Annotated in this window: 8 protein-coding genes, 1 pseudogene and 1 CRISPR repeat array; all 9 genes and pseudogenes read left to right on the forward strand. The window is 65.4% G+C overall.

Features of this window, described 5'->3' with window-relative positions; genetic code table 11:
* Positions 1-13: 13 nt before the first annotated feature.
* The 9 genes and pseudogenes from ileS (at position 14) to cas2e (ending at position 12,996) form a co-directional block, all read left to right on the forward strand.
* On the forward strand, positions 14-3,385 hold the full coding sequence (gene ileS, locus BKH20_RS04655; RefSeq protein WP_075390125.1) for an isoleucine--tRNA ligase: 3,372 nt from the start codon (positions 14-16) through the stop codon (positions 3,383-3,385).
* A gap of 415 nt (positions 3,386-3,800) precedes the next feature.
* Positions 3,801-6,752: a CRISPR-associated helicase/endonuclease Cas3 gene (locus BKH20_RS04660; RefSeq protein ID WP_075390126.1), complete on the forward strand. Its 2,952-nt coding sequence runs from the start codon at positions 3,801-3,803 to the stop codon at positions 6,750-6,752.
* Positions 6,749-8,416, forward strand: coding sequence for a type I-E CRISPR-associated protein Cse1/CasA (casA, locus tag BKH20_RS04665; RefSeq protein ID WP_075390127.1), 1,668 nt, complete (start codon positions 6,749-6,751; stop codon positions 8,414-8,416). Before BKH20_RS04660 ends, casA begins: the two co-directional genes overlap by 4 nt.
* Positions 8,413-9,141 (forward strand): type I-E CRISPR-associated protein Cse2/CasB, encoded by a 729-nt coding sequence (casB, locus tag BKH20_RS04670; protein WP_075390128.1) that lies wholly within the window; start codon positions 8,413-8,415, stop codon positions 9,139-9,141. Before casA ends, casB begins: the two co-directional genes overlap by 4 nt.
* A gap of 2 nt (positions 9,142-9,143) precedes the next feature.
* Positions 9,144-10,271 carry a type I-E CRISPR-associated protein Cas7/Cse4/CasC gene (gene cas7e / locus BKH20_RS04675; protein WP_075390129.1) on the forward strand — a complete coding sequence of 376 codons (1,128 nt, stop codon included), beginning with the start codon at positions 9,144-9,146 and terminating at the stop codon, positions 10,269-10,271.
* Positions 10,271-10,987, forward strand: a complete 717-nt coding sequence (gene cas5e / locus BKH20_RS04680; protein WP_075390130.1) for a type I-E CRISPR-associated protein Cas5/CasD — start codon at positions 10,271-10,273, stop codon at positions 10,985-10,987. Before cas7e ends, cas5e begins: the two co-directional genes overlap by 1 nt.
* Positions 10,978-11,666 (forward strand): annotated as a pseudogene (gene cas6e / locus BKH20_RS04685) (type I-E CRISPR-associated protein Cas6/Cse3/CasE). Before cas5e ends, cas6e begins: the two are co-directional and overlap by 10 nt.
* Positions 11,667-11,671: 5 nt before the next feature.
* On the forward strand, positions 11,672-12,610 hold the full coding sequence (cas1e, locus tag BKH20_RS04690) for a type I-E CRISPR-associated endonuclease Cas1e (RefSeq protein WP_070659090.1): 939 nt from the start codon (positions 11,672-11,674) through the stop codon (positions 12,608-12,610).
* Between the two features lie 41 nt (positions 12,611-12,651).
* Complete coding sequence (cas2e, locus tag BKH20_RS04695; protein WP_371080333.1) at positions 12,652-12,996, forward strand: type I-E CRISPR-associated endoribonuclease Cas2e; 345 nt, start codon at positions 12,652-12,654, stop codon at positions 12,994-12,996.
* Positions 12,997-13,052: 56 nt separating this feature from the next.
* Positions 13,053-13,447: a CRISPR direct-repeat array (repeat unit 28 nt; unit sequence GTAAACCCCGCGCGAGCGGGGATGATCC).
* Positions 13,448-13,497: the final 50 nt, after the last annotated feature.

Genomic DNA, 13,497 nt, shown 5'->3' on the forward strand with positions numbered 1-13,497 from the left:
AGAGCACACCGCGATGGCTGAGAAGATGGCTGACAGCACCACCGCCGACGGCAGCGAGCCGACCGGCGCCGCCTTCTACCCCCTGCACCGCCCGGGGGAGCAGATCGCCCCCTCGCCCTCCTTCCCCGCCATTGAGGAGGACGTGCTGGCCTACTGGAAGGCCGACGGCACCTTCCAGGCCTCCATCGACAACCGCGCCGAGCCCTGCGACGAGTTCGTCTTCTACGACGGCCCGCCCTTCGCCAACGGCCTGCCCCACTACGGCCACCTGCTGACCGGCTACGTCAAGGACGCCGTCGGGCGTTACCAGACCCAGCGCGGCAAGCGTGTCGAGCGCCGCTTCGGCTGGGACACCCACGGCCTGCCCGCCGAGCTCGAGGCCCAGCGTCTGCTCGGTATCGACGACGTCACCGAGATCACCCGCCCCGGCGGCATCGGCATCGAGAAGTTCAACGAGGAGTGCCGCTCCTCCGTCCTGCGCTACACCAAGGAGTGGGAGGACTATGTCACCCGCCAGGCGCGCTGGGTCGACTTCGACAACGACTACAAGACCCTCGACCCCGACTACATGGAGTCGGTGCTGTGGGCCTTCAAGCAGCTGTGGGACAAGGGCCTGGCCTACCAGGGCTACCGCGTCCTGCCCTACTGCTGGCACGACCGCACCCCCTTGAGCAACCACGAGCTCAAGATGGACGATGACGTCTACCAGGACCGCCAGGACAACACGGTCACGGTGGGCCTGCGCCTGGAGGAGCCGCTGCGTCAGGGCGCCGAGCGCCCCGAGCTGGTCCTCATCTGGACCACCACGCCCTGGACGCTGCCCTCCAACGTGGCCATCGCCGTGGGTCCCGACGTCGAGTACGTGACCGTCCACGTCGATGAGGACCTCGACTCCCCGGTGGCCGGTCAGGACGTCGTCATCGCGAAGGACCTGCTGGGCTCCTACGCCCGCGAGCTCGGCAAGGACCCGCAGGTGCTGGCCACCTGCACCGGGGCCGACCTGGTGGGGCGGCGCTACCACCCGATCTTCGACTACTTCGACGACGCCGTCCACCGGGCCGAGGGGGCGGCGCCCGGGCCGAATGCCTGGACGATCATCGCCGCCGACTTCGTGACCACCTCCGACGGAACCGGCCTGGTGCACATGGCCTCGGCCTTCGGTGAGGACGACATGATCGCCTGCTCCGGGGCCGGCATCGAGACGGTCGTGCCCGTCGACGACGGCGGCTGCCTGACCGAGGAGATCCGCGACTACGCCGGGTTGCAGGTCTTCGAGGCCAACAAGCCCATCGTCGCCGACCTGCGCGACGGGGCCGGCCCCCTTGCCCGCCGCGACGAGAACCAACGGGCCGTCCTGGTGCGCCAGGCCTCCTACGTGCACTCCTACCCGCACTGCTGGCGCTGCCGCAAGCCGCTCATCTACAAGGCCGTCTCCTCCTGGTTCGTGCGCGTCTCGGCGATCCGTGACCGCATGGTCGAGCTCAACCAGGACATCGACTGGTACCCCGGCCACATCAAGGACGGCATCTTCGGCAAGTGGCTGGCGAACGCGCGCGACTGGTCGATCTCGCGCAACCGCTTCTGGGGCGCGCCCATCCCGGTGTGGGTCAGCGACAACCCCGACTACCCGCGCACCGACGTCTACGGCTCCTACGCCGAGCTCGAGCGCGACTTCGGCGTGAAGGTCACCGACCTGCACCGCCCCTTCATCGACACCCTCGTGCGGCCCAACCCCGACGACCCCACGGGCAAGTCCATGATGCGCCGCATTCCCGATGTCCTGGACTGCTGGTTCGAGTCCGGCTCGATGCCCTTCGCCCAGGTGCACTACCCCTTCGAGAACGTCGAGTGGTTCGAGTCGCACTACCCGGGTGACTTCATCGTGGAGTACATCGGCCAGACCCGCGGCTGGTTCTACACCCTCCACGTCCTGGCCACCGCCCTGTTCGACCGGCCCGCCTTCACCTCCTGCGTCTCCCACGGCATCCTCCTGGGCAACGACGGGGCCAAGATGAGCAAGTCGCTGCGCAACTACCCGGACGTCTCCATGGTCTTCGACCGCGACGGGGCCGACGCCATGCGCTGGTTCCTGCTCTCGGCGCCGGTCATGCGCGGGGGCAACCTCGTGGTCACCGACAAGGCCATCCGCGACACCGTGCGCCAGGTGGTGCTGCCGCTGTGGAACACCTGGTACTTCTTCGCGCTCTACGCCGGCCAGGTGGGCCAGTCCGGCTACGTCACCGACGGCGTCGACCTGGGCGACGCGGGCCTGTTCGCCAAGCACGGCGGCCTGCACGTCATGGACCGCTACGTCCTGGCCCGCACCAAGGACCTGGCCGAGACGGTGGCCGCCCAGATGGACGGCTACGATATCACCGGGGCCTGCGCCACGATCCGAGACTTCCTCGACGTGCTCACCAACTGGTACCTGCGCACCTCGCGCCAGCGCTTCACCGACGGCGAGACGGCCGCCTTCGACACCCTGGCCACCGTGCTGCGCGTGCTCACCGAGGTGATGGCGCCGCTGGCGCCGTTGGTGAGCGAGGAGATCTGGCGGGGCCTGACCGGTGGGCGCTCCGTGCACCTGACCGACTGGCCCGTCCTGCCCGAGCATGTCGCCAATGCCGAGCTCGTCACGGCTATGGACGAGGCCCGAGCCGCCGTCTCGGCCGCCCTGAGCCTGCGCAAGGCCGAGAAGCTGCGCGTGCGCCAGCCGCTTCGAAGCCTGACCATCGCCACGGCGGACCCGGCCGGGCTGACCCCCTTCCGCGAGCTCGTCGCCGAGGAGGTCAACGTCAAGGAGGTGCGGGTCCTGGACGCCGAGTCCGCCGGCTACGAGGCCCGAACTGACCTGGCCCTCAACCCGCGCGCCTTCAGCCCCGAGGTCCGCAAGCTCACCTCCAGGCTCTTCGCCGCCGTCAAGGCGGGCCTGTGGGAGCTCACCGAGGACGGGGACGTGCGCTTCGACGACGTCCTGCTTGACGGAACCCCCGTGGTCCTGGAGGCGGAGGACTCCGCCTTCACCCTGACCACCCGCATCGAGGTCGACGACGACTCCCTGGCCGCCACCATGCTGCCCTCGGGAGCCTTCGTGGTCCTGGACACCGCCCTCGACGACGCCCTGGAGGCCGAGGGCTGGGCCCGCGACCTGGTGCGCCTGGTCCAGGACGAGCGCAAGGCCGTCGGCCTGCACGTGGGGGACCGGATTCGCCTGGAGCTGAGGGTTCCTCAGGACAAGGACGCCTGGACTGGTGCCCACCTGGACCTCATCAAGCGGGAGGTCGGCTGCGTGGACGCCTCCGTTGTGGCGGACCCGGCTGCGAAGGAGCCCACCGCCACCGTCGAGAAGGTCACCGAGACGGCCACGGGGGCGGGCGAGGCCTGATCGGGTTCCGGGCCTGAGCACCTACGGGACCGGCAGACCACGTGAATCGGTCTGCCGGTCCCGCAAGTATGTCCAGTACCGGGCTTCTCGGCTTGTATCGCAATGGATCGTGAGAAGACGCGGCGCCAATATTCACCGCTCCGGTTAAAGTAGCTTCATCAATCTTCTGCGTAGAGAGTGGATGCCAGCGCCTCTCCTATGTTATAGGTCTCATGATGAGTGGTCCGCGTGCTACTATCTCCCGTGGAAACTCGGCTCCTGAGGTCCGTTTGATTGAAAAGTTGAACTGTCTCTGGGATGGGCTGCTACTGCTGAGCGGAAGCACGCAGTTTCCGCTGAAACACTCCAAATCCCCTGCGGACGATCCTCAGTGTCGAGGTCCATTCGGCTTCACCCTCCAACGAAGGAGATCCCTGTGACGCTCTCGGAGCAAGCCCGATCCGTGTGGGCCAAGTTCGGCTATGACCCCGAGAGCTGTCACTGGCTCCCCCTCTGGCTGCATCTGCTCGACGCCGCAGCAGTGGCTGAGCACCTCGCCAGACACTGGTTGGCGCCCACTGTCTGCGAACTCATTGAGCGCGAGTTCGTGGACTCCGACTCAGGACTGATCCCGGTGGAAGAGTTCTGCCTGCTCGCCTCTTGGATCTCAGGCGTCCACGACATCGGCAAGTGCACCCCGGCCTTCTCCGTCCAGGCCCCGGCCCTCGACGACCGCATGAAGGAGGCAGGGCTGATCCACGGGCCGGTTGATCGACTCGAGCGGCGCAAGGTTCCGCATGCCCTGGCCGGGCACGTGATCTTGGAGAAATGGCTCATGGAAGGCCATGGTTGGGACCTTGAACCTGCCGAGGCCCTCGCCTCCGTCGTCGGCGCACATCACGGTATCCCGCCCACGACGGCGGCTCTCACCACCGACTACTACGGGCATGAGCACCTCCTCGGCGAGGATGAGGCGTGGAGCGTGACCCGCCACGAGCTCCTCGAACTCGTGACACGACGCTCCGGTGCTGCGGCTCTTCTTCCTCGCTGGGCGCGTCACCGATGGTCCCAGCCCTTCCTCGTGGAGCTCTCGGGGCTGCTCATCGTCTCGGACTGGATCGCCTCGACCGAATCCTATTTCCCGCTGCTGCCCCTCGAGGATGACGGTGCGCGCCTGCTCGCGCCCGACGCCCATGCCCTTCGTGCGGCCACAGGTTTGTCGCGTCTGGAGATCCCCGCGCCATGGCGTCCCCGCGACGGGGGCTCCGCTCCCGACTGTCTGCTCACCAGTCGTTTCAACCTGCCCGATGGCGCTCGCGCCACCGACGTCCAGGCCCGCACACTTCAGGCCGCCCGCACCATGGACCTGCCGGGCATGCTTATCGTCCAGGAGTCCACGGGAGGAGGGAAGACTGAGGCGGCTCTCATGGCCGCCGAGGTGCTCGCCGCCCGCACACGCCGCTCCGGAATCCTCTTCGCCCTCCCCACCCAGGCGACCACGGACGCCATGTTCTCTCGCGAGCTTGACTGGCTGGAGAACATTGAGGAGGCCTACGCCGGTAAGGGGGCGCCGTCGGAGTTCGCCGCTCAGCTCCTGCACGGACGGTCTCGACTCAACAAGGAGGCGCAGCTTCTGCGACGCCGCGGTTACGAGATCCGTGACCGGCTCCTTGGATCGCTTGACGACTCGACCGGTGAGAGCCCACGCCCTATCGGGATTGGATGGGACGAGGAAGAGGCTCGAACGGGTCGTGCCGCAGACTCCGAGGACGGCCGCAGAGCCGACCTGGCGATCCTGGCCTGGTTCAGCGGACGCAAGAAGTCGATGCTGTCGGACTTCGTCGTCACTACCGTGGACCACCTGCTGTTCGGGGCAATGCGTTCCCCACACTTGGCCATGCGACACTTGGGACTGTCCCGCAAGGTCGTCATTGTCGACGAGGTGCACTCCTACTCCACGTACATGAACGTCTACCTGGACCGGGTCCTGACCTGGCTCGCAGCCTACGGGGTGCCGGTGGTGCTCCTGTCTGCCACACTGTCCGAGGCCCGTTGCTCCGCCATGGTCGACGCCTACCGACGGGGCCTGCGCCTAGTTGCAGGTAAGCGCGTCCGCCGGCGTCCCGCCCCTGAGAACGTGCACACTCCCTTCCCCTGCCTGGTCACTGCTAGTGAGGAGCGCACTGGGGTCGTCCCGACCGCGTCGGGACGACGCAGCACAGTCCGGATGAGACGGCTTACGAAGGATGCTCTGATCCTGCTCTTGGAGGAGGCCCTCGTTGACGGCGGCTGCGCGCTGGTGGTACGCAACACGGTGCGGCGCGCCCAGGAGACCTATGAGCGGCTGCGCGAGCACTTCGGCGAGGACGTCAGTCTCAACCACGCCCGGTTCACGATCGGCGACCGGCTCGCCAAGGACAAGGATCTTCTTAACCGCTTCGGTCCTCCGCGCAAGGCTGGAAAGCGCCCGCGCAGAGCCATCGTCGTCGCTACCCAGGTCGTCGAGCAGTCTCTCGACGTCGACTTCGACCTGCTCGTCACTGACCTCGCTCCCATCGACCTGGTCCTCCAGCGCATGGGGCGCCTGCATCGTCACCAGCGGCGGCGGCCGCCCCGACTTGCCGAGCCCGCCTGCTACATCGACTGGCTGCCATCGATGTCGTCCCCCGAGCCTTCGCTGGAACCGGGGGCCAAGGCGATCTATGGCGAGCAGGACATGCTCATGAGCGCGGCCGCACTGGACCGGGTGATCGACGGCTCCGGTATCGTTACGGTTCCGGATGATGTCCATGACCTCATCGAGGCCGTCTACGGTCCCGATGCCCCAGTACCGCCGTCGTGGAAGGAAGCTGTCGACCGAGCTCGAGAGAAGTACGCGACGAGTAACCGTGAGAAGCATGAGGCTGCTCAGGGATTCCTTCTGAATGAGCCCGAGCGGAGAGGGAAGGGTGCCTCCCTGATCGGCTGGCTGCACGTGACGGCCTCCGACAACGAGGAGAGGGGACGCGCCCAGGTCCGCGACGGCGAGGACTCCCTGGAGGTCATCCTCCTGGACCTGCGCCGGGTAGGCGGCCAGGAGGAGCTACGCACTCTACCATCCGCACCGGAGGCTCCAGGAGCCATGATCCCCACAGACCGCGCCCCGGACAAGAAGATCGCCCGCGCCATGGCCCTGTCCGCCGTGAGGCTGCCCCCGCGTCTGAGCAACCCGAGCAGGATCGACCAGGTCATTGATGAGCTGGAAATACGTGTCGTACCCGCCTGGCAGGATGATCCGCAGCTCCGCGGACAGCTGTTCCTTCTCCTGGATAAGGGTCGGGCTCAACTGGCCGACACGGTACTCGAGTACTCCCCATCCACCGGGCTCAAGGAGGTCCAATCAGAATGACGCAGCGTTTCAATCTTCTTGACGAGCCCTGGATTCGGGTGACCCGGCTCGACGGCGCCCCCGACGAGGTCTCTCTCCTCGCCTTGTTCCAGGAGGCGACGGACATCGCCGGGATCCACGGCGAGATCGCCAGCCAGGATGTGGCCATCCTGCGCTTGCTGCTGGCCATCTGCCACCGCACCATGGATGGGCCGGAGGACCTGGACACCTGGAGGGAGTACTGGGAGGAGCCCGAGAGCCTGGGACGGGACGCCAGTGCCTACCTGGAGCGCTACAGGGAGCGCTTCGACCTGCGCGACCCGGACCGTCCCTTCTTCCAGGTCGCAGGTATCCACGCGGCATCGGGCAAGACCTTGGGGCTGGAGTCCCTCATCGCGGACGTCCCCAACGGAAATGCCTTCTTCACGACTCGTATTGCTCAAGGTCTGGAATCCATCGGCTGGGCGGAGGCGGCCAGATGGCTGGTTCACGTCCACGCCTTCGACCCGTCCGGCATTCGCACCGGAGCCGTCGGAGATCCCCAGGTCAAAGGGGGAAAGGGGTACCCAATCGGCCCCGGGTGGACAGGGCAGATCGGCACCGTGACCGTGGCGGGCGAAAGCCTGGAGCAGACGCTGCTCCTCAACACCGTTGTCTGCGAGGAGCTCTCCGATCTGGTCGACGTCGACCCAGAGCAGGATCTTGCTCCGTGGGAGCACGAGAGTGATGGCCCGGCGGGTTCCCATGACCTGGAACCTACGGGGCCCGTGTCCTGCTACACGTGGCAGACGCGCCGCGTGCTGCTGCACGGAGGCGATGCGGGAGTCACCGGTCTTTTCCTCGGCAATGGCGACAAGGCAACGCCTCAGAACCGGTATCTGGTGGAACCGATGACCGCATGGCGCTTCTCCGAACCCCAGACCAAGAAGCTCAAAACTCCCGTCTACATGCCGCGCAAGTTGCCGACGGACAGAGCATTCTGGCGGGGGCTGTCAACCGTCGTGGCTCAGCTGAGCCCGAAGGTGACGGTAAAAGGCGCAGGGGAAGTGACACGATACCGTTCTCCAGGTGTCGTCTCCTTCTATCAGGAGCTCATGCGTCGCAGAATCGTGCCTGCAGGAGGTCTCATTCCTTTACGTGCCGTCGGCATCGAGTACGGAGCCCAGGAGGCTGTCATCTCCGAACTCGTTGAGGACACACTTTCCTTGCCCGCCGGCCTATTCAACCCCGAGAACACGCGACTGCTCGCCGTTGTGCGTGATGCCATGGAGGAGACGGAAAAAGTCGCCGACGCCCTGTGGGGCCTGGCCAGGGACCTGGACCGCGCGCGCGGCGGGAGCCCGGACACGGGCAAAGACGCGGGCAGGCACGCCGCTGCCGCCTTCTACCACGTCATTGACGAGCGCTTCCCCCGCTGGCTCGCCTCCCTCGACCAGGAGGACCCCGACCGGGCCCATGTCCGGTGGCGCGAACAGCTGCGCTCCGAGGCCCTCAGACAGCAGGAAGCGCTGGCATCTGCCGTGCCTGATACCGCCTTCGCCGGGCGTGGAGAGGGAAAGGGACGGATGGACGTCGGCAAGGCGTTGTTCTTCTTCCGCCGTGCTCTGAACGTGGCCGTACCGGCACCTGCGCAGCAAGACAGCACCGCTGAGAACAATATGAATGAAGAAAGGACACCGGCATGACTGTGTCGGATACCAGTACACACGCCAACCCTGCAGAAGCAGCGCTGCCTGGAGCGCGCCAGCGGCCCTTCCGCCTGCGGCTGGAGGAGAATGCCGGCCGCCTCGTCGACCAGCGCATTGGTGGAACGGAGAAGCAGGAGGGCCTGCAAGCCCGCTATCGGCGCAATGAGGCGCGAGCACGCGGTGAGCTGGCCGCTTTGCGTAAAGGCGCGAACAGGCCGCCCGGTGAGCTCCCCGAGATCTGGGAACTCACGAGCGTCCACGTTCCCGACTATGCAGGTGACGCCCCCACGTGGGAGGAGACTGCCGTCCATACTGCGATGACGCTCTATGCCGTGCACCAGCAGTCACGGACCGAACCCATGTTCGTGCCCGGAAGAGGGCTCGGCCATGCCGCCCGCAGCCTGATCGGTCCACCGGACGACGAGAACCCTTCGGCCCGGGCGCGCTTCAACGCCCTGGTCACCTCGACGACCATCACCGAGCTGCGTCACCACCTGCGGGGCTTCATCTCGCTGCTCCGGGCCCGGAGCATCACCTTGGATCATGCCATGCTCGCAGATGACATCCTTCACTTCCAGCAACCGGGCGGAGCCAGAAAGGTTCGCTTGACCTGGTCACGGGAGTACCAGTTCCTGTCTGCCGATTCCTTAGCCTCTTTCGACGATGCCACCCTGGCATCTGCAACCAACTCAACGATAACCGAGCCAACCCCGGAGAACTGACAATGAGCACCTACATCGATATTCACATCATCCAGAACCTTCCACCCTCCTGCGTCAACCGAGACGACTCGGGCTCACCCAAATCTGCTGTATACGGCGGCGTCCGCCGTCTGCGGGTCTCCAGCCAGTCCTGGAAACGAGCAACGCGTCTGTACTTCAATGACCTGCTGGACGCCGATGACGTCGGCGTACGCACGAAGCGAGTCGTCGAGGTGCTGGGCTCGGCGATTGCAAAGGATGCACCTGAACTCGCGGAGAACGCTACTGCGCTCGCCGAGGGAGTGTTCAAGGCGGCCAAGATCAAGCTCTCACCTCCGCGTGGCAAGAAAGACGGGACTCAGGAGTCCGGATACCTTCTGTTCCTGTCCACCAGCCAGATCGCGCGCCTGGCAGAGCTGGCTGTTGCCTCAGTCCGCGACGGTGAGGCGCTCGACGCCAAGGCAGTCAAGAAGATCTTCAAGGAAACGCACGCCGTCGATATCGCATTGTTTGGACGCATGGTCGCCGACGACACAGACCTCAACGTTGACGCCGCCTGTCAGGTGGCCCACGCTATCTCCACACACGCCGCTGAGAACGAGTACGATTTCTTCACCGCCGTCGACGATGAGAAGAACCGCTCAGAGGAGGAGGACGCCGGTGCCGGAATGATGGGAACGGTGGAGTTCTCCTCGGCCACCATGTACCGTTATGCCACCGTTAATCTCGACATGCTGGTTGAGAACCTCGGGGACGGTGAGGCGGCACTGCGAGCGCTTGAGGTCTTCATCAGGGGCTTCTGCCTGTCGATGCCCACAGGGAAGCAGAACACGTTCGCCAACCGGACCCTCCCGGAAGCTATCGTTGTTTCTGTCCGTGACGACCAACCCGTTTCCCTCGTTGGTGCCTTCGAGGAACCGGTGCCGGAGGCCTCCGGCACCGGTTACGTCGACCGTTCAGTGAGGGCGCTCGCTCAGTACACTGAGACGATCGAGAAGAACTACGGGGTGACGCCACTGAGCAGTTTCGTCGTTGCCCTCAAGGATTCAGACGCCGTCTCCTCGCTCGGTGAGCGTGTGTCCTTCGTCAACCTGCCCGACCGGGTCCGTCAGGTAGTGGATTCCCGAGTGAGCCATGAGGAGCGATCCTGATGACCGTCCTCCTCCTGCGACTCGCAGGACCTATGCAGGCCTGGGGGGTGAAATCTCGTTTCACCGTCCGCTCCACTGAGCTTGAGCCGTCCAAGAGCGGCATCATTGGCATGTTGGCTGCCGCTGTCGGCCGACGCCGGACGGACCCGATCGCGGATCTCCTGTCCCTGCGGTTCGGGGTGCGCAAGGACCAGCCCGGTCGAGTCATCAGGGACTTCCACACGGCACGCACCCTCGACGGCAAGGACTCCATGCCCCTGTCGGACCGGTACTACCTTGCCGACGCCGTCTTCCTCGCAGGTATCGAAGGTGATCGTCCCCTCCTGGAGGGCATTGACGAGGCGCTTCACCATCCGGCTTTCCCGCTATACCTCGGGAGGCGCTCCTGCCCGCCGACGCCTCCCGTGTCCCTGGGCCTTCGGGAGGCGTCGCTGCTCGATGTGCTTCGGACCGAGCCCTGGCTCGCTTCACCGTGGTTCCAGAAACGGCATCGCAGCCGTGTCTTTGACGCGGAGCTGCTGATCGACCAGGAGGCCGTACCCGTAGGGGAGCGGGGCTCGGCTCGCGGCAGTCGTGATGTACCGGTTTCCTTCGATCCGCGACGCCGCGACTATGACTTCCGCCAGGTTGAACGGCTCATAGTGCAGATCGGTGTGCCTAAAGCGGACGCACATGATCCCATGCTTGCGTTGGAGGAGGCGAACCAGTGTTCCTAACAAAGATCGAGCTGGCCCCGGAGCGCCGCCTTGCACGCAAGTTTCTGGGGTCGTCTCAGGCCATGCACGCCGTCGTCATGAGTGCCACCGGAGGTCACGACGGGAACGGGCCCGGACGCGTCCTGTGGCGGGTCGACCAAGGCGAAACAACGGCGCTGTACGTACTCTCACCGTTGGAGCCTGACTGCTCTCAGCTCGTCGCGGAGGCGGGGGCGGTCGGCACCCAGCCGCGGACCCTTGACTACTCGCCGTTCCTCACCTCGTTGGATACAGGGCAGCTGTGGGCCTTCCGTCTTGCGGCGAACCCGTCCTACTCGGCCTCGAAGGGACCGGGAGTGCGCGGACAGCGGTATGGGCACGTCACCGTTGAACAGCAGCGGCAGTGGCTTATTGAACGCACCCCACGATTCGGCTTCGAGCTTATGCCCGTGGACCCTGATGATGGTGGGGGGACTGAGGAGGCCGTCTTGGTCACGCACCGGGAGCGCCCTGTTTTCAGTCGGCGACGACCGGGGGGGGTGAGGGGTACGACCGCGTGACTATCAACCGCACTGTCTACGAAGGTGTTCTGCGTGTCACCGATCCCGAGTCCCTGCGTCGTGCGCTCGTCACCGGGATCGGCCGGTCCAAGGCCTACGGCTGCGGGCTCATGACGCTCGCCCGGGTGCGGAAGGCCTGATTATTATGGTAAGGATGCTGCCGGTTCCGGTGACGGCGCTTCCCCGTGTCCAGGACCGGATGTCCTTCCTCTACCTTGAGCACTGCGTGGTGCATCGGGAGGATGGTGCCCTGACCGCACGCAACGACCAGGGCACCATCCGCGTTCCCGCTGCCTCGCTGGTCGCCGTCCTCCTCGGCCCGGGAACGTCGGTCAGTCACCAGGCGATGAGCCTGCTCGGCGAGTGTGGGACGACGGCGGTCTGGGTTGGTGAACGTGGTGTGCGCTATTATGCGCACGGCCGCTCCCTGGCTACCTCCACCCGACTGTTGGTGGAGCAAGCGGCCAGGGTCTCCTCTCCCCAGAAGCGACTTCGGGTGGCGCGCGAGATGTACTGCATGCGTTTCAGCGGTGAAAACGTCGAGGGGCTCACCATGCAGCAGCTCAGAGGCCGGGAAGGCGCTCGGGTTCGCGAGGTGTATCGAGACAACTCCAGACGTACCGGGGTCCCCTGGACTCGACGCGACTACCGTCCCGATGACTTTGAAGCGTCGGATCCGATCAACCAGGCGCTCTCAGCCGCGCACGCCGCCCTGTACGGCGTCGTCCACGGGGTGATCGTCTCCCTGGGCTGTTCTCCGGGGCTCGGCTTCGTCCACACCGGGCATGAGCGGTCTTTCGTGTACGACGTCGCCGATCTGTACAAGGCGGAGACGACGATCCCCATCGCCTTCGACGTCGTCTCAGAGGGGATGGATGACCTCACTGGGACCACTCGCAGGCGAGTTCGGGACAAGGTCTTCGAGCTCAAGATCATCGAACGGACGGTCAAAGATATCTACCGCTTGCTTGAGGTTGATGATCTGGAGGACATGAGCATCAACGTCGTCTCCCTGTGGGACTATCAGCAGCGTGCTGTAGCTGGTGGGGCGAACTACGCTGGAGAGGACGCAGGAGGATGGTAGTTCTGGTTCTCTCCGCTGCCCCTGCCTCGTTGCGGGGCTCCATGACCCGCTGGTTGTTAGAGGTCTCTCCTGGGGTCTTCGTCGGGCATCTCTCAGCTCGAGTGCGAGAGCAGTTGTGGGAGCTGGTGCGCGCGTACATCGGGGAAGGGCGAGCTCTACTGATCTGGTCGGTGCGATCCGAGCAACGGTTCGAGATCGCCTCCCTGGCGCACGAACGTGAACCGGTCGATATCGAAGGGTGCCTTGTCATGCGCACCCCGTATCGGCAGATCGAGGGATCGCAGGCGATCCCCGGCGCCGTCAAGCCTCCGAAGGAGTCCTGGTCGATCGCTGCGAGACGACGACGCTATCGGAACTCTGCGGAGCGAGCGCTAGGTCGGCAGTGAAGGCAAACGAGGTCTGGTAGTGTGGCTCGTCGTTGGGATTCCAAGGATCCGCAAGTGTAAACCCCGCGCGAGCGGGGATGATCCCGGTCCCGCCACTCGGCGTAGACGTGGGAGAGGGTAAACCCCGCGCGAGCGGGGATGATCCGATGGTCGAGGACGAGATCAACGGCGGCGTGCGGTAAACCCCGCGCGAGCGGGGATGATCCTATACCCCGCATAGTTCCCTTAAACGTCTCGGGAGTAAACCCCGCGCGAGCGGGGATGATCCTGGGGTGACATCATTTATGCCACGACTACGAACGTAAACCCCGCGCGAGCGGGGATGATCCCATTATTTCAAGCAAAGACACCAGCGGCGTTGGGTAAACCCCGCGCGAGCGGGGATGATCCTTGACGAATAATTCATTGACGACTCGACTTGACGTAAACCCCGCGCGAGCGGGGATGATCCCCGTTTCCTCGCCGTGGTGGGGCTATGACGGCCGTAAACCCCGCGCGAGC

The organism is Actinomyces oris (assembly GCF_001937445.1).
Taxonomy (GTDB): Bacteria; Actinomycetota; Actinomycetes; order Actinomycetales; family Actinomycetaceae; genus Actinomyces; species Actinomyces acetigenes.